We start from the raw sequence: 15,766 nt of genomic DNA, 5'->3' as shown, positions 1-15,766 counted from the left end.
TATTTCATGTTCGTCGATGAACTCTGGCCGCCGGCCATCAGTCAGCTAAATAAGCCCTCAATCCAGGCGCGACTTCGCATGCAGATTTCCCTCGCCCATCAAGTGGCACTCATCACCGGTGCCAGTTCCGGCATCGGTCATGCGGCTGCCAAAGCCCTCGCCGCTGCCGGCGCTGCGGTCGTCATCAACTACAATCGTCATGCCGAACCCGCCCACGCGCTGGTCCGGCAGATCATCGCCGACGGTGGTCAAGCCCTCGCCATTGGCGCCGATGTGTCAAAAGAGGATGAGGTCGATCGGATGTTCACTGACACCCTGGAAGCCTTTGGCTCACTGGATATTCTGGTGGCCAATTCCGGCCTGCAAAAAGACGCCGCCGCCGTGGACATGTCGCTGGACGACTGGAACACGGTGATCGGCGTCAACCTCACCGGCCAGTTCCTCTGCGCTCGCGCCGCGCTGCGGATTTTCCAGCGCCAAGGTATTCGCGAAGGCGTCTCCCGGGCCGCTGGCAAGATCATTCACATGAGTTCGGTGCACCAGCGCATCCCATGGGCCGGGCACGTCAACTACGCGGCCTCCAAGGGAGGCGTCGATCAGTTGATGCAGACCCTCGCTCAGGAAGTCAGCCATCAGCGCATTCGCATCAACGGCATTGCGCCGGGAGCGATTCGCACGGCGATCAATACCGCGGCCACTGAAGGGGATGCCGGCGAAAAACTGCTCGAGCTGATTCCCTACGGACGTATCGGCGAAGCTGAAGACGTCGCCAACGCCCTGGTCTTCCTCGCCTCTGACGCGTCCGACTACATCGTCGGTACGACCCTGTTCATCGACGGCGGCATGAGCCTCTATCCGGAGTTTCGCGGCAATGGCTGAACATCATCAAGAACGACAAAGCCCGATCGACGCCCACGGCATCATCGGCGACATGCGCAGTGCGGCACTGGTCAACGACAAGGGCAGCGTGGATTTTTTCTGCTGGCCGGAGTTCGACAGCCCGTCGATTTTCTGTTCGCTGCTGGATACCCCTGAAGCAGGGATTTTTCAACTGGCACCGGACTTGCCCGATGCACGGCGCGAACAGATTTACCTGCCGGGCACCAACGTCTTGCAGACCCGTTGGCTCAGTGAGCACGCGGTGGTCGAAGTCACCGACCTGCTTCCCATCGGCGACAACGAAGATGACATGCCGGTACTCATGCGGCGGGTTCGGGTGGCCAGCGGTCAGGCGACGTTTCATATGCGCTGCGCCGTCAAGCATGACTACGCCCGCGCCGAAACGAGCGCCCGGATGGACAGGCAAGACGTGTTATTCAGTGCCAGCGGTTATCCAACCCTGCGGCTGGCTGCCGACCAGGCGCTGAACATTGACGCAGGCGCGGCTGTCGCAACGTTCACCTTGCAGCAGGATCAGCAAGCCTCATTCATGCTCGGTGAAAGCCAGGATCCTCGCTTTGCCGAAGGGGCCGGCAACCTGTGCATGGCGCGCACCCTGAAGTACTGGCGCGACTGGATCAGCCAGTCCAGCTATCGCGGACGCTGGCGCGAGATGGTCAACCGCTCGGCGCTGGCACTCAAGCTGCTGACCTCACGCAGACACGGCGCCATCCTCGCCGCCGCCACGTTCGGCCTGCCGGAAACGCCGGGGGGGTCGCGCAATTGGGACTATCGCTACACCTGGATCCGCGACGCCTCATTCACGGTATATGCGTTCATGCGTCTTGGCTTTGTCGGGGAAGCCAACGACTACATGCGCTGGCTGCGTGGCCGGGTCAGCGATGGCCACGGCAAATCGATGAAACTGAATATTCTTTACGGTATCGACGGGCGCCAGCGGTTGCCGGAAACCGAGCTGACTCACCTGTCAGGTCACGGCGGCGCCCAACCCGTGCGGATCGGCAACGAAGCCTACGACCAAATCCAGCTCGACATTTTTGGCGAGTTAATGGACGCGGTGTACCTGGTCAACAAGTACGGCGATGCGATTTCTCACGAGGGCTGGAATCATGTCCGGCAAATAGTCGACCGCGTCTGTGAGACTTGGCAGAACAAAGATGTAGGAATTTGGGAAATGCGCGGTGAGCAGCATCATTTTCTGCACTCACGGCTGATGTGCTGGGTAGCGCTGGATCGCGCGATTCGCCTGGCTTACAAACGCTCGCTGCCCGCGCCATTTGCGCGATGGGATCAAACCCGACAGGCCGTTTATAGCGACATTTGGGAAAACTTCTGGAACGAAGAACATGGGCATTTTGTTCAGTACCAGGGCGGCACCGCGCTGGACGGCTCGATGCTGCTGATGCCGTTGATGCGCTTCGTCAGTGCCAAGGACCCGCGCTGGCTGGCAACGCTGCAAGCCATCGAGAAAAGCCTGGTGCGCGAAGGCATGGTCTATCGCTATCGCAACGACGACAACGGCATTGATGGCCTGCCCGGCACCGAAGGCGCGTTCGCCGCCTGCTCATTCTGGTACGTCGAATGCCTGGCGCGCGCCGGGCAAGTGGACAAAGCGCACCTGCAATTCGAACAATTGCTGCGCTACGCCAACCCGCTGGGGCTGTATGCCGAGGAGTTCGACACCCATGGACGCCACTTGGGCAACACGCCACAGGCGCTGACACACCTGGCGTTGATCAGCGCGGCAAGTTTTCTGGATCGTCGTTTGAGCGGAGAAAAGAATGCTTGGCAGCCGTAATGTCGTCAGAGGCTGTCGGAAATTTCACTCAAATAACCCTCGCTGTAGGACTAAAACCCGCCACTGATGCAGGAAAGTCCTGTCCCTGCGGCGAGGGACTACAAATACTCAACAGCACTTGATCCATCCTCCCCCTGCAACTTGCACTTACACCCCGAAATACCTTGTTGCCAGCTGTTTAATCCGCCCCTACCATCCACCGCAACGGGCACAGCGGAGCTGTCCAACAAAACCCGATTCAAGGAACCAGAATGACCCACCACGTCCAGCGCACCATCGACTCGCCCCTGCGCACCGGCCTGACCCGCACTCAACTGTGGGAGGCCGACGACAAAGGCCTGATCAAATGCTGGGAAATCGGCCGCCAGCGCGCCATCCGTTTCCCCGAACTCGCCCAACAGTGCCTCGCCGACGAATTGCCGGTACTCGGCTGGAAAGGCGGCGTCAGCCGTAGCTTGAAGAAAAGCGAGAAGTACGGCTCGCTCAAATACCTCGCCCAGTGGCAGGGGTTGCGCGGGGAAGACCTGGATATTCACTTGAGTGAAGAACGCTCGCTGACCTGTTCGCGGACAAAGATGCGGGTCACGTTTACCCCGGATCGGAGCAAGTATTTCAATCAGGTGGCGGAAGCTGAAGCCTGACCGGGCCAACGCTCAGGGCAGTGCTGGATCTTTTGCAGCACTGACCGAAAAGCGCTCCCGATAAGCCTGCGGCGTCACGCCAATCGCCCGCAGAAAACTGCGGCGCAGCGTCTCTTCACTGCCAAACCCGCAGTGGGCGGCGATGCGTTTGACCGGCAAGCCCGTATCACTGAGTAACCGCCTCGCCGTTTCGACGCGAATCAGCTCAATCGCCCGCGCCGGGGTCTGGCCGGTGTCGGCGCGGTAGTGGCGCACGAAGCTGCGCTCGCTCATGCCCGCCTGCTCGGCCAGGGTCGGCACGCCTAAATCGCAGGTCAGGTTCTCGGCGATCCAGGCATGCAAGTCATCAAAGCGATTGCCCTGATTTTGCAACGCAAGCGTCACGCTGAACTGTGACTGCCCGCCCGGGCGTTTGAGGAACACCACCAGATGCCGGGCGACGTCCAGCGCAATCTCGCGACCGAGGTCTTGCTCGACCATTGCCAGTGCCAGATCGATGCCGGCGGTGACGCCCGCCGAGGTCCAGACCGGGCCGTCGTTGATGAAAATCGGATTGGCCTCGACCTGCAGTTTCGGGTGCTGCTGCGCCAGTTGTTCGCAACGGGTCCAGTGGGTGACGACGCGACGACCGTCGAGCCAGCCACTGGCTGCGAGCAAGAAAGCCCCGGTGCACACCGAAGCCACGCGCCGACATTTCGCCGCGTGTTCGCGCACCCAATCCACCAGCGGCACATCTTCAGCCGCCGGATAAATGCCCCAGCCGCCCGCAATGATCAGCGTGTCGCTGGGCTCTTGCGGTAGCGGTTCGGCCAATATCGCCAAGCCTGCCGACGACATCACCGCCCCGCCCTCGCGGGCAATCACCGTCGGCGCATACGGAATCGGCAAACCGCGCTGGCGGGCAATGTCGTTGGCCGAGGCGAATACCTGCAAAGGCCCTGTGACGTCGAGGATCTGCATGTTGGCAAACGCGAGTACGTGAATGGCTTTGGGCATTTGGCGTAATTCGTGGGGTAATTGGCGTATACGCCAGAACCTACGCGCCTACAGTAAAGCCGTCCACCCCTTCAATGGAGAAAAACACCATGACGTTGCAGATCGGTTTTCTATTGTTCCCGCAGGTTCAGCAACTCGACCTGACGGGCCCGTATGACGTGCTCGCTTCGCTGCCGGATGTGCAGGTGCACCTGATCTGGAAGGATCTGATGCCCATCACCGCCAGCACCGGTCTGCTGCTCAAACCGACCACGACGTTCGAAGACTGCCCGGATCTGGATGTGATCTGTGTGCCGGGCGGTGGCGGCGTCGGGCCATTGATGGAAGACGAGCAGACCCTCGCGTTCATTCAACGCCAGGCCGCCCAAGCGCGTTACGTGACCTCGGTGTGCACCGGCTCGCTGGTACTCGGCGCCGCCGGTCTGCTGCAAGGCAAGCGCGCCACCACGCACTGGGCGTACCACGAGTTGCTGCCAACCTTGGGCGCGATTGCGGTGAAGGAACGGGTGGTGCGTGACGGCAATCTGATCACCGGGGGCGGAATTACGGCCGGGATCGACTTTGCGCTGGTGCTGGCGGCTGAACTGGTCGATGCCGAAACGGCACAACGGGTGCAACTGCAACTCGAATACGCCCCCGCACCGCCGTTCAGCTCCGGCTCTCCTGACACCGCACCGAGCGCAATTGTCGACCAGGCCCGTCTGCTCGCCGCGCCATCGTTGAAGCTGCGCACAGAAATTACCGAACGCGCAGCGGCAAAACTCAACCTGCGCTAATCCCTCTGCCCCCCGGTGGAATACAAATCCCCGGTGGGAGCGGGCTTGCTCGCGGAAACGGTGTATCAGTCGACACATTCATTGCCTGACCCACCGCCTTCGCGAGCAAGCCCGCTCCCACATTGGGATTTGTGTTTGGCCAATGGCTTTGGTGCTGTCCCGGTTTCTCACTTCACCTTCACTTGTCCCCCGCCGCCCGTCCGTGTAGAAAGCCCCTCCACACCCTCTGCACAAGGACCCTCCATGAAGTCTCTGCCATGGTTCTATCTGGCACTGCTCGGCCTCGGCTACGGATTGGCGCTGAGCCTCGGCCAACTCGGCTGGCTGGCATTGATCTCGATCGCGCTTCTGTTATTCGCAGGCTTCGCCGTACGCCAGCAGCAGGTGCCGGTCGGACGTTATCTGGGGCATGGTCTGTTCATTGTTTTGGCCGTGGCGCTGGCCCTGCACTGGCTGCCCGGCTTCTATAACGGCCGGGCCATCGCCCCGCAACGCTTCACCGACAACGCCGTGCCGTTTTCGATGTACCTCAATCTCGACAAACCGCTGATCGGTTTCTGGCTGTTGCTGGTGTGCCCGTGGATTGTCGCGCGGCGGTCGTTGCGCCTGACGGTCTACGCCACTGTTTTGGCCCTGACCTTGAGCGTCATTCTGGCTTTGGGCGGCGCGATGTTGCTCGGCGTGATCGCCTGGGCGCCGAAATGGCCGGATCCGGCGTGGCTGTGGGTGTTGAACAATCTTCTGTTGGTGACACTGGTCGAGGAAGCGTTGTTTCGTGGCTATATACAGGGCGGTCTGAGCCGACACTTCAAACACCTGCCTTATGGCGAAAACCTTGCCCTGCTAGTGGCTTCATCACTGTTTGCACTGGCGCATATCGGCGCAGGCTGGACATGGGTGTTGCTGGCGGGTTTGGCAGGTGTCGGCTATGGTCTGGCCTACCGATTTGGCGGACTCGGTGCGGCGATCGCCACACACTTCGGACTGAACCTGCTCCATTTCGGCTTGTTCACTTATCCGATGCTCGCTGGCTGAAGCAAGAGCCGTTTTGCGACGCCGTACTTAAAACTGAAAAAAAACTTCAATAAAAAGCTGACAGCGCCGACAACCTTTCAAAGCCTTGCGGATTGAAAAACATGCGTAACAACCAGCCCATTACACAACGCGAACGGACCTTTCCGGCTCAGCAACGGTTGATTTCCACAACCGACGCCAAAGGCATGATCACCTACTGCAACGACGCTTTCGTCGAGATCAGCGGGTTTTCGCGTGAAGAATTGATCCGTGCGCCGCATAACCTGGTCCGTCACCCCGACGTGCCGGCGGCGGTGTTTTCGCACATGTGGGGCACACTGAAACAAGGCTTGCCATGGATGGGCATTGTCAAGAATCGCTGCAAGACGGGCGACCACTACTGGGTTAACGCCTACGTGACGCCGGTGTTCGATGGCAGTCAAGTGATCGGTTACGAGTCGGTGCGGATCAAACCCACTGCCGAACAGATCCGCCGTGCCGAAGCGCTCTACCAACGCATCAACCAGGGCAAGTCGGCGATCCCTTCCAGCGATAAATGGCTACCCGTGCTGCAAGACTGGCTGCCGTTCATTCTGGTCAGCCAACTGAGCTTCGTGATCGGCGCGACCCTGAACTCGCACTGGGGCTTTGCCCTGGCGGCCGGTTTGTCGGTGCCGTTGGGCCTGATGGGCCTGCAATGGCAGCAACGCGGGCTCAAACGCCTGTTGCGCCTGGCCGAGCAGACCACCTCCGACCCATTGATCGCACAGATGTACACCGACAGCCGTGGCGCCCAAGCGCGTCTGGAAATGTCGATCCTCAGCCAGGAAGCACGCCTGAAAACCTGCCTGACCCGACTGCAGGACACCGCCGAACACCTGACCGATCAGGCCAAGCAGTCCGACGCTTTGGCGCACAACAGCTCCAGCGGCCTGGAACGTCAGCGCGTGGAAACCGAACAGGTCGCCACCGCCGTCAACCAGATGGCCGCGACCACGCAGGAAGTGGCCAGCCATGTGCAGCGCACCGCCGACGCTACCCAGGAAGCCAATCGCCTGACCGGTCGCGGTCGTGACATCGCCGGTGAAACCCGCGAAGCCATTCAGCGCCTGTCCGTTGTCGTCGGGGAAACCGGTCTGACCGTGACCCAACTGGCCAAGGACAGCGACGAAATCGGCGGCGTGGTCGACGTGATCAAAGGCATCGCCGACCAGACCAACCTGCTGGCGCTCAACGCCGCCATCGAAGCGGCCCGTGCCGGCGAAATGGGCCGTGGTTTTGCCGTCGTGGCTGACGAAGTGCGCCAACTGGCGCAACGCACCAGCGAATCCACCGGGCAGATCCACACCCTGATCGCCAAATTGCAACAGACCGCCAGCAGCGCCGTGCAGACCATGGAAGCCGGGCATCGCCAGGCCGAAGAAGGCGTGGCACGGGTGCTGGAAGCGGATCAGGCTCTGGTGGGCATCAGCGAGGCGGTGGCCAACATCACCGACATGACCACGCAGATCGCCGCCGCGACCGAAGAGCAAAGTGCGGTGGCTGAAGAAATCAGCCGCAACATCAGCAATATCTCGGAACTGGCGGATCAGACCTCGGAACAGGCGCATAACTCGGCGCTGCTGAGTGAAGAGCTGACCAAGACTGCCAATACGCAGTATTCGTTGGTGGAGCGGTTTAACCGCTGACAATCAAAAGATCGCAGCAGCCTCTACACCGATCTCTGGAGCTGCCGAAGGCTGCGGATTTTTGATCTTGCTTCATTAAAAAACCCGGACAGCGAAAGCTTCCGGGTTTTTTATTGTGGTGAGACCTACCCCAACCCTCTCCCCCAAGGGGGTCTGGTCAAACGATCCTGGACCGTGTATCTCGCGACCTGGACATTTGTACTCAGCGCCCACACTTACGCGAGGTCGTCCAGCTGTCAGGTTTTACAGTAGACACGCGTCCATAAAATCACCATCAATGGGCACTCAGGTGTTTTCGCCGGTCTTTGTTCATTCCCCAAGAAGGATTTCATCATGAGCGCCAAGTGCATTTTCATCCCGAAGCAAAACAGTGTTCAGCCCGCCACCCATGATTTTCACTGGAGTTTCAACGCGGGCCCAATCTACGCTCAAGACAGCTCGTTTCACTACAGCGTCTTCCCGCCGACCGGCAAAGAAAGTTGGGTGTTTAGCGGTTCGACCGGGACGGGGGAGGAGGAAAACTATTTCGCCTTGCTTTTGAGCGTGCCTTACCTGGACGAAGACTTGATGGAGTACACCTACAAACTGAATGACGGCCAAGGGTTGCATGTTTCCCATATCCATTCGATACCGGCCCCACCGGGTTTCACCGGATTCGCAACTGTCGATGCCGATGATGCGGAGCTCACGATCAGACTGGATCGGAAAACAGGCACGGTCACCGGCAATTTCACCGCAACATTCAAATCCGCTGGGTATCGCTTAAAGCCGGACGGCACTTTCAAACTGACAAGAACCGATCAATAAATCAGCATCAGACATTACGGTTTATGCCCGATGAGCGGGGCAAGCGCCCCACTCATCATCTTCGCCGCTATGACGGCAAACGGAGTTTATCCAATAGCCGATTGACCGACAGTTCGTTCAGCATGATCACCTGTTGCAGCGCCAGTAGCGGTTTGCGCTCCGGGCCGCCCACCGAGCTGGCGATATTACCGGCCATGGCATGGGCGTTTGAAAGCGACTCGCAGGCCTCGACGCGCGGGGGTTCGTCATCCAGCGTGGGGGCGACGAGATAGACGGGGCGAAACCTGGGCGAGCTTGGCAGGGTCGCCAGGTCTGCGGGCTTGAGGCAGTAGACACTCCCAATCAGTCAGAACCCCGAACACTGCTGCGATACATAAACACCAAAGCCAACCCCAAACAAACCATCGCCAACATCCGGTTAGCGGACAAATCGATAGCCGGGTTACCAAGCCAGCCAAAGTTATCGATCAACATCCCCATTCCGAGCTGCCCGACAATTACCGCCACGGTCGCCACCGCGGTACCCACCCGAGGCACTGCACCGACCATCACGATCATGTACACCACGCCAAACAACGCACCGCTGAGCTGCCATTTCGGCACGTCGAGCAAACTCACCGCGTGGGCCGGTTCGAAGAACACAATCAGCAACCCGGTAACCAGCGCACCCACGGCAAACGTCAGCAAACTACTGCGCAACACCCCAACGGTTTCACCCAGACGCCCATTGATCGCAGCCTGAACACTCAACACCGCGCCCGCTGCAACCACCACGGCCAACAAAATAATCAGATTCATCATCAACCCCGAGCAATCAAGACAAGTGCCGCGACAATCAGCAGCAGCGCCAGCCAACGTTCACCGTTGACCTTTTTACGAACCGCGCCGAACCAGCCAAAGTGGTCGATCAACACACTCTTGCCAACCTGCCCGGAGAGAATCGCGATCATGGTCATGGCGATGCCGATGTGCGGGGTCGCCAGCGTCAGCACCACCACATAGACCGGTCCGAGAACACCTCCGATCAACTGCCAGCGCGGCAATGTGTTCAACGCCGGCCCTTGTTGCTGGCCGCTGAACAACAGGAGCAAAAACAGAATCGCCGAGCCCACGCCGAAAATGCTCAACGTCGCCCACAAATGCCCCACCTGCACACCCAACGGCCCGAGCAACCCGGCCTCTACCGACAACCCCATCCCCGCCAAAATCACCAGCGGCAGCAACAACAAGCGCAACCCCGGTCTGACCGCCGGCGGCGCAACACTCACTTCATCCAACGTCTGCATCACAAACATCCAGGCCAATAAACGATGGCGCGGATTATCGGCTGGCGCCGCTGTGCGATAAATGGGAGCATCCGGACAACACTTTTGCGCAATACGCACAGCAGGGCACCGCATGCACGGGCTTAACGAACTGGGATTCAAAGCGCTAAGGCTATTTGTGGCCGTACTCGACCAAGGCAGTTTTTCCGAAGTCGCCCGCCGCGAAGGCGTGGCGCCCTCATCGATCTCTCGGCAGGTCCAGTTGATGGAGCAGGCGCTCAACCAGCAATTGCTCTACCGCCACACCCGGGCGGTTACGCCAACCGAAGCCGGACGCATGCTCGGCCATCATGCGCGGCTGGTGCTGGTGCAACTGGAAGAAGCCGAGCAGGCGTTGCAGGAACAGCAAAGCGAACCCACGGGCCTGGTGCGAATCAATGCCCCCGTGGTGTTCGGCCAACGCCATCTGACGCCGTGGCTCGGTCAGTTATGCGCGCGCTATCCGAAGCTGCAACTGGATATTCAACAGACTGACCATTACGTCGATCCGCTGCAGGAAGGCGCCGATTTGCTGTTTCGCATCGGCCCTTTGCACGATTCCAGCATGCAAGCGCGGATTCTGGCGCCGCATCGATTCCAGGTCGCCGCCAGCCCCGCTTACCTCAAACGCCACGGCATCCCGCAACATCCGGATGATCTGGCGCAGCATCAGTGCCTGGCCTACAAAGGCGCGACCGGCCAACAGCGCTGGTTTTTTCGCCGTGAGGGGCAAGACTGGACGCCGTATTCGGTCAAAGGCCCGATCACCGGCAACCACGCCGACACCCTCACGCAAGCCGCCGAGCAAGGGTTGGGGCTGGTGATGTTTCCGTCATGGCTGATTGGTGAGGCGGTGCGCGAAGGCACGCTGGTACCGGTACTGAGGCAATATCAGGTCTCCAACAGCCTAGAGCCGCAGCAGATTGCAGTGCTGTGGCCGGGGAGCCGTCGGCTGTCGGTGAAGGTGCGCACAGTCATCGACTTCTTCATCGAATGCTTCGGCGAAATCCCCTATTGGGACAGACCTTAAGCCCTGCACAAAACCCAATGTGGGAGCGGGCTTGCTCGCGAAGACGGTGTGTCAGAGACACAAATACTGAATGTCACGACGCCTTCGCGAGCAAGCCCGCTCCCACAGGTTATGTGTAGCGTTCTAGATACGGAACTGCCCGACCAGTTTGCCCAGTCGCTGGCCCAGATCCGCCAGGCTGCGTGAAGTCTGCGCCCCCAACTGCGTTTCATCCGCCACGTTATCCACCGCCACCGCAATCTGATGCACGCTGCGGTTGATCTCTTCGGCCACCGCCGTTTGCTCTTCGGCAGCGCTGGCAATCTGCGCGTTCATCGAGTTGATTGTCGCAATCAACTCAGCCATCGCATCCAGCGAAGCCCCGGCCTGATTGGCCTGCACCGAGGTGCCATCACCTGCCTCACTGGAACGGCGCATGGCCTCGACCGCCGACTGCGTCCCGGCCTGCAGGCGATCGATCATCCCCTGGATTTCCTGCGTACTGATCTGCGTACGACTGGCCAGCGCCCGCACTTCATCGGCCACCACCGCAAAACCGCGTCCGGCCTCACCGGCCCGCGCCGCTTCAATCGCCGCGTTCAGTGCCAGCAGGTTGGTTTGTTCGGCAATCGAGCGGATCACCCCCAGCACGCCGACAATCGACGACACGTCCTGTTGCAGGCTGTCCAGCGACACGCCACTGCTGCGAATGTCGTCCACCAGCGCATGAATCTGCTTGATGCTGCCGGCCACCACGCGCTTGGCGCTCTGGCCTTCCTCGTCGGTCTGCTGGGCAGCGACGGCAGCGTTTTGCGCACTCTTGGCGACTTCCTGCGCGGCAGCGGACATTTCGTTGATCGCCGTGGCGACCTGATCGGTCTCGTGGCGCTGACGCTCCATCGCTTGATCCGAGCGCTGCGCCTGATCGGACACCTGCGTCACCAACCCGGTCAGTTGCGTGGTCATCTCGGTGATCTGGCGCACCAGACCATGAATCTTGTCGACGAAACGGTTGAACGAGCCGGCCAGTTCGCCGAGTTCATCCTGGCTGGTGATGGTCAGTCGGCGAGTCAGGTCGCCCTCGCCCGCCGCGATGTCATCGAGGTTGGCTTTCATCAAGTTCAGGGGACGCAGAATGGTGTTGGCCAGCAACATCCCCGCCACGGCGATGAGCAACAGCATCACCACAGCCACACCCACGATGCTCAGCACCACGCCTTGCATACGTTCCTGCACCTTGGCTTCGACCACCTCCACCTGCGCCTCGATGCCGTCAAGGTTGACCGAAGAACCGACGGCCATGTCCCACTTCGCCAGGTATTCGGTGTAGCCGAGTTTCGGCACCAGCACCTTGGCATTGCCTGGCAGCGGTGAGCTGTATTGCAGATAGTGGGTGCCGTCCTTCGCCACACTCACCAGACCGCGGTTGACGTAGACGCCGTTTGGATCGCGGTTGTCCTTGAAGCTTTTGCCTACGCCTTCGGGATCATTGGCCTTGAACAGGCGCACGGTCTGGGAGTCGTAACCGAAGAAGTAGCCATCCTTGCCGTAGCGAATACCCGACAACAGTTTGATCGCTTGCGCACGCGCCGCTTCATCGCCGGGAGCGGAGGTGTCGTATAAAGGCTTGATCGCGGTCATGGCCACGGCGACGTAACTTTGCAGCGTGGCTTTGGCGTCGCTGAGCAGACGCTGGCGGGTTTCTTCGACTTCCTTGCTGGCCTGATCCTGAAGGATGAACAGCGTGGTCAGGCTGATCACCAGCGCAAATAGCAACACCGGAAGAACGGCAAGGGAAAGGACTTTAGCCTTGAGACTCAGGCGCATGGGGGGCTCACTCTCTTGGTTTTATTGGCGTGGTTAAAGGCTTTAACGGCACGCCAGATCAAAAGTTGAGCAAACGATTCAATCCCCCCTGTGGGAGCGGGTCTGCTCGCTCCCACAGGGGGATTTGTGGTGTTACAGAACCATCGCCCCGACCCAACCGAACGTCAGCAGTGGCAGGTTGTAGTGCAGGAACGTTGGCACCACGGTGTCCCAGATATGGTGATGCTGGCCGTCGATGTTCAGGCCGGAGGTCGGGCCCAGCGTCGAGTCCGAGGCCGGTGAACCTGCGTCGCCCAGTGCACCGGCGGTGCCGACAATGCACACGGTCGCCAGAGGGCTGAAACCCAATTGCACACACAGCGGCACGAAAATCGCCGCCAGAATCGGCACGGTGGAGAACGACGAGCCGATGCCCATGGTCACCAACAAACCCACCAGCAGCATCAGCAACACACCCACGCCCTTGCTGTGGTTGATCCATGTCGCCGACGATTCGACCAGTGTCTGCACCTGCCCGGTGGCCTTCATCACTTCGGCAAACCCGGAGGCGGCGATCATGATGAACCCGATCATCGCCATCATCTTCATGCCTTGAGTGAACAGGTCATCGGTCTCGCGCCACTTGACGATACCCGAGGCCGAGAAAATCAGAAAACCGGCCAGCGCCCCGATAATCATCGAGTCCAGCAACAACTGAACGACGAATGCCGCCGCAATCGCCACACCGGCCATCATCAGACTCAGCGGGTTGTACTGCACCGCCACTTGCTCGACCTGCTCGATTTTCGCCAGGTTGTAAACGCGCTTCTTGCGGTAGCTGACGAAAGCCATCGCCAGGCCGAACACCATGCCCAATGCCGGAATACCCATGGCGTGGGTGACATTGATGCCGCTGATGTCGACACCGCTGCGGGCAACGTTGGCCAGCAGGATTTCATTAAGGAAGATGTTGCCGAAGCCCACCGGCAGAAACATGTACGGGGTGATCAGACCGAACGTCATCACGCAGGCAATCAATCGGCGATCCAGTTGCAACTTGCTCAGTACATAGAGCAGTGGCGGTACCAGCAGCGGAATAAACGCGATATGGATGGGCAGGATGTTCTGCGAGGCTATCGCGACCATCCACAGCATGCCGATCAGCAGCCATTTGACGTTGCCGCCGTCGGTCGAATGCTGGCGGTCAACCATTACCAGAACCTTGTCGGCCAGCGCGTGGGCCAAGCCGGACTTGGCAATCGCCACCGCGAAAGCGCCGAGCAACGCGTAGGACAACGCCACCGTCGCCCCGCCGCCCAGACCGCTATTGAACGCCTTGAGCGTGGCATCAATGCCCAGACCGCCGGTCAGACCGCCGACCAGCGCACCGACGATCAGAGCGATCACTACGTGCACGCGGGACAGACTCAGGATCAGCATCACGCCGACTGCTGCAATCACTGCATTCATTTCACTACCTCAAAATCACTGCGGTGCAACAGCCACCGCCAGACAGGATGAGCCCGCCCACGGAGCACCGGCGGATTTGCAAAGAGGGTCTTATTAGAAGGGCGCGCACTTTGCCGCAGAGTGGCAGCGGTGTCAAAGCCTCCAAACCCGCCAATGGCTGTGACAATCCGCCCTATTGTGTTTTAAGGATAAAGAAAGCCGATTCGCGGCCGCTACAGTGCAAAGTCTCAGATATTTATCGAATAAGGACGTCTCCATGTCGCTCAGACAACTTTCCATCCAATGGAAAATCACCCTGCTCGCCGGGCTTTGCCTGGCCGGTATCGTGACCCTGTTGGTCGGTCTTTCGCTGTACCGCATGGAGCACAGTTCCGAACTGGTGAAGGCTTCAAGTATGGAGATGCTCACCGAGTCGGCTCAGGCGCGCATCGAATCCCAGGGAGAAGTGCAGGCGGCGGGCATTCGCCAGCAGTTCATGGACGCCTATCAATACGGCCACGGTTTCTCGCGACAGGTGTTGTTCCTGCGTGAACAGGCAGAAAAGCGCTTTCTCGATGCCTTCGACCTGCGCGAAGACATGACCCGTCAGGTCAAGTCCGCGCTGCAAGCCAATCCGGATCTGCTTGGCCTGTCGCTGGTGTTCGAAGCCAATGGGCTGGACGGCAAGGACGAACTGTTCGCCGGGCAAGCGGAACTGGGCAGCAACGACAAGGGCCGCTTCGCCCTGTACTGGTCGCAGCCCGTACCTGGCAAAGTCACGTCGATGGCGTTGCCGGAAAGCGACATGGCCGATACCAGCACCGGCCCCAGTGGCCAAGCGGCCAACGCGTGGTTCACCTGCCCGCGCACGACCCTCAAGCCCTGCGTGATCGAACCGTACTTCTACGTGATCGACGGCCAGAAGGTGCTGATGACCAGCATCGTCTTCCCGCTGATGGTCAACGGCAAGGTCATCGCTTCGCTGTCGGTGGACATCAACCTCAACAGCCTGCAAGCGATCAGTCAGGGCGCGAGCAAAAAGCTCTATGACGGCCAGACCGCCGTGAGCATCATCAGCCCCGCCGGCCTCCTCGCCGGTTACAGTCCGGACGCCGGCAAACTCAGCCAGCGCCTGGACGCCGTCGATACCACCAGCGGCGCCGAACTGCTGCGCCTGCTCGCCTCCAGCAGCAGCGTCAGCAGCCTGCACAGCAAGGGCCTGTTGAAAGTGCTGTCGCCGTTCCAGCCGATCCCGGGCGGGCCGTCGTGGGGTGTATTGCTCGATGTGCCGGAGAAAGTCCTGGTCAGCCGCGCCGAAGCACTCAAACAACAACTGGATGCGAGCAACACCTCGGGCACGCTGATCGAACTGAGCCTCGGCGTGCTGGCCGCGCTGGTCGGCCTGTTGTTGGTGTGGCTGATGGCGCGCAGCGTGACCAAACCGATCCTCGGCGTGGCGCACATGCTGGAAGACATCGCCAGCGGCGAAGGTGATCTGACCCGGCGCCTGGCCTACGACAAGAAGGACGAACTCGGTCAACTGGCCGGTTGGTTCAACCGCTTCCTCGACAAGTTGCA

14 protein-coding genes and 1 pseudogene are annotated in these 15,766 nt (G+C 60.1%); 9 read left to right on the top strand and 6 right to left on the bottom strand.

Translation table 11 applies throughout. The features are described from left to right. Positions 1 to 78: 78 nt before the first annotated feature. The 3 genes from AACY50_RS11150 to AACY50_RS11140 all read left to right on the top strand — a co-directional run bounded on the left by AACY50_RS11150 (position 79) and on the right by AACY50_RS11140 (position 3,339). Positions 79 to 879, top strand: coding sequence for a glucose 1-dehydrogenase (locus AACY50_RS11150; protein ID WP_339464951.1), 801 nt, complete (start codon positions 79 to 81; stop codon positions 877 to 879). After that, the gene (locus AACY50_RS11145; protein WP_339464952.1) at positions 872 to 2,698 is read left to right on the top strand and encodes a glycoside hydrolase family 15 protein; all 1,827 of its coding nucleotides are present in this window, start codon (positions 872 to 874) and stop codon (positions 2,696 to 2,698) included. The genes AACY50_RS11150 and AACY50_RS11145 overlap by 8 nt, the downstream gene beginning before the upstream one ends. 251 nt (positions 2,699 to 2,949) lie before the next feature. Further along, positions 2,950 to 3,339: a hypothetical protein gene (locus AACY50_RS11140; RefSeq protein ID WP_339432432.1), complete on the top strand. Its 390-nt coding sequence runs from the start codon at positions 2,950 to 2,952 to the stop codon at positions 3,337 to 3,339. Between the two features lie 12 nt (positions 3,340 to 3,351). On the opposite strand, the gene AACY50_RS11135 is transcribed toward AACY50_RS11140, so the two are convergent. After that, positions 3,352 to 4,335 carry a GlxA family transcriptional regulator gene (locus tag AACY50_RS11135; RefSeq protein ID WP_339464953.1) on the bottom strand — a complete coding sequence of 328 codons (984 nt, stop codon included), beginning with the start codon at positions 4,333 to 4,335 and terminating at the stop codon, positions 3,352 to 3,354. Positions 4,336 to 4,424: 89 nt separating this feature from the next. Between AACY50_RS11135 and inhA the strand changes: the two genes are divergently transcribed. The 4 genes from inhA (at position 4,425) to AACY50_RS11115 (ending at position 8,620) form a co-directional block, all read left to right on the top strand. Continuing rightward, a complete protein-coding gene (inhA, locus tag AACY50_RS11130) occupies positions 4,425 to 5,111 on the top strand; it encodes an isonitrile hydratase (protein ID WP_339538559.1) in 687 nt (228 codons plus the stop codon). 243 nt (positions 5,112 to 5,354) lie between these two features. Next, entirely contained in the window at positions 5,355 to 6,146 is a 792-nt protein-coding gene (locus tag AACY50_RS11125) for a CPBP family intramembrane glutamic endopeptidase (RefSeq protein ID WP_339432435.1), read from the top strand. 101 nt (positions 6,147 to 6,247) lie between these two features. After that, positions 6,248 to 7,813: a methyl-accepting chemotaxis protein gene (locus tag AACY50_RS11120; RefSeq protein WP_339432436.1), complete on the top strand. Its 1,566-nt coding sequence runs from the start codon at positions 6,248 to 6,250 to the stop codon at positions 7,811 to 7,813. A 333-nt stretch (positions 7,814 to 8,146) separates the two neighbouring features. Then, positions 8,147 to 8,620 (top strand): hypothetical protein, encoded by a 474-nt coding sequence (locus AACY50_RS11115; RefSeq protein ID WP_339432437.1) that lies wholly within the window; start codon positions 8,147 to 8,149, stop codon positions 8,618 to 8,620. Between the two features lie 67 nt (positions 8,621 to 8,687). On the opposite strand, the gene AACY50_RS28755 is transcribed toward AACY50_RS11115, so the two are convergent. From AACY50_RS28755 to AACY50_RS11100, 3 genes are read right to left on the bottom strand one after another with little or no spacing between them, the layout of a single operon-like run. Next, complete coding sequence (locus AACY50_RS28755) at positions 8,688 to 8,921, bottom strand: DUF6124 family protein (protein ID WP_445261481.1); 234 nt, start codon at positions 8,919 to 8,921, stop codon at positions 8,688 to 8,690. A gap of 41 nt (positions 8,922 to 8,962) precedes the next feature. Then, positions 8,963 to 9,418, bottom strand: a complete 456-nt coding sequence (locus AACY50_RS11105; RefSeq protein ID WP_339432439.1) for a DMT family transporter — start codon at positions 9,416 to 9,418, stop codon at positions 8,963 to 8,965. A gap of 2 nt (positions 9,419 to 9,420) precedes the next feature. Then, positions 9,421 to 9,906, bottom strand: a complete 486-nt coding sequence (locus AACY50_RS11100) for a DMT family transporter (protein WP_339432440.1) — start codon at positions 9,904 to 9,906, stop codon at positions 9,421 to 9,423. Positions 9,907 to 10,018: 112 nt separating this feature from the next. Between AACY50_RS11100 and AACY50_RS11095 the strand changes: the two genes are divergently transcribed. After that, positions 10,019 to 10,954, top strand: a complete 936-nt coding sequence (locus tag AACY50_RS11095; RefSeq protein WP_339432441.1) for a LysR family transcriptional regulator — start codon at positions 10,019 to 10,021, stop codon at positions 10,952 to 10,954. A 123-nt stretch (positions 10,955 to 11,077) separates the two neighbouring features. Here AACY50_RS11095 and AACY50_RS11090 read toward each other — a convergent pair whose 3' ends face one another. Then, complete coding sequence (locus AACY50_RS11090) at positions 11,078 to 12,760, bottom strand: methyl-accepting chemotaxis protein (protein WP_339538558.1); 1,683 nt, start codon at positions 12,758 to 12,760, stop codon at positions 11,078 to 11,080. A gap of 132 nt (positions 12,761 to 12,892) precedes the next feature. Continuing rightward, a complete protein-coding gene (locus AACY50_RS11085) occupies positions 12,893 to 14,209 on the bottom strand; it encodes a Na+/H+ antiporter family protein (RefSeq protein WP_339538557.1) in 1,317 nt (438 codons plus the stop codon). Between the two features lie 256 nt (positions 14,210 to 14,465). On the opposite strand from AACY50_RS11085, the pseudogene AACY50_RS28750 reads away from it, so the two are divergent. Then, a pseudogene (locus AACY50_RS28750) lies at positions 14,466 to 15,755 on the top strand (HAMP domain-containing protein); the annotation flags it as partial. Positions 15,756 to 15,766: the final 11 nt, after the last annotated feature.

The organism is Pseudomonas sp. RA_15y_Pfl2_54, assembly GCF_963971015.1.
Taxonomy (GTDB): Bacteria; Pseudomonadota; Gammaproteobacteria; order Pseudomonadales; family Pseudomonadaceae; genus Aquipseudomonas; species Aquipseudomonas baetica_A.
The sequence above is the reverse complement of the archived record's forward strand: the minus strand, read 5'-3'. Positions and strand labels throughout refer to the sequence as shown.

What these genes read in the sequence shown, in the direction of transcription:
- AACY50_RS11150 (WP_339464951.1), top strand. Translation starts at nt 79, where the DNA reads ATGCAGATTTCCCTCGCCCATCAAGTGGCACTCATCACCGGTGCCAGT.
- AACY50_RS11145 (WP_339464952.1), top strand. Translation starts at nt 872, where the DNA reads ATGGCTGAACATCATCAAGAACGACAAAGCCCGATCGACGCCCACGGC.
- AACY50_RS11140 (WP_339432432.1), top strand. Translation starts at nt 2,950, where the DNA reads ATGACCCACCACGTCCAGCGCACCATCGACTCGCCCCTGCGCACCGGC.
- AACY50_RS11135 (WP_339464953.1), bottom strand. Translation starts at nt 4,335, where the DNA reads ATGCCCAAAGCCATTCACGTACTCGCGTTTGCCAACATGCAGATCCTC.
- inhA (WP_339538559.1), top strand. Translation starts at nt 4,425, where the DNA reads ATGACGTTGCAGATCGGTTTTCTATTGTTCCCGCAGGTTCAGCAACTC.
- AACY50_RS11125 (WP_339432435.1), top strand. Translation starts at nt 5,355, where the DNA reads ATGAAGTCTCTGCCATGGTTCTATCTGGCACTGCTCGGCCTCGGCTAC.
- AACY50_RS11120 (WP_339432436.1), top strand. Translation starts at nt 6,248, where the DNA reads ATGCGTAACAACCAGCCCATTACACAACGCGAACGGACCTTTCCGGCT.
- AACY50_RS11115 (WP_339432437.1), top strand. Translation starts at nt 8,147, where the DNA reads ATGAGCGCCAAGTGCATTTTCATCCCGAAGCAAAACAGTGTTCAGCCC.
- AACY50_RS11105 (WP_339432439.1), bottom strand. Translation starts at nt 9,418, where the DNA reads ATGAATCTGATTATTTTGTTGGCCGTGGTGGTTGCAGCGGGCGCGGTG.
- AACY50_RS11100 (WP_339432440.1), bottom strand. Translation starts at nt 9,906, where the DNA reads ATGCAGACGTTGGATGAAGTGAGTGTTGCGCCGCCGGCGGTCAGACCG.
- AACY50_RS11095 (WP_339432441.1), top strand. Translation starts at nt 10,019, where the DNA reads ATGCACGGGCTTAACGAACTGGGATTCAAAGCGCTAAGGCTATTTGTG.
- AACY50_RS11090 (WP_339538558.1), bottom strand. Translation starts at nt 12,760, where the DNA reads ATGCGCCTGAGTCTCAAGGCTAAAGTCCTTTCCCTTGCCGTTCTTCCG.
- AACY50_RS11085 (WP_339538557.1), bottom strand. Translation starts at nt 14,209, where the DNA reads ATGAATGCAGTGATTGCAGCAGTCGGCGTGATGCTGATCCTGAGTCTG.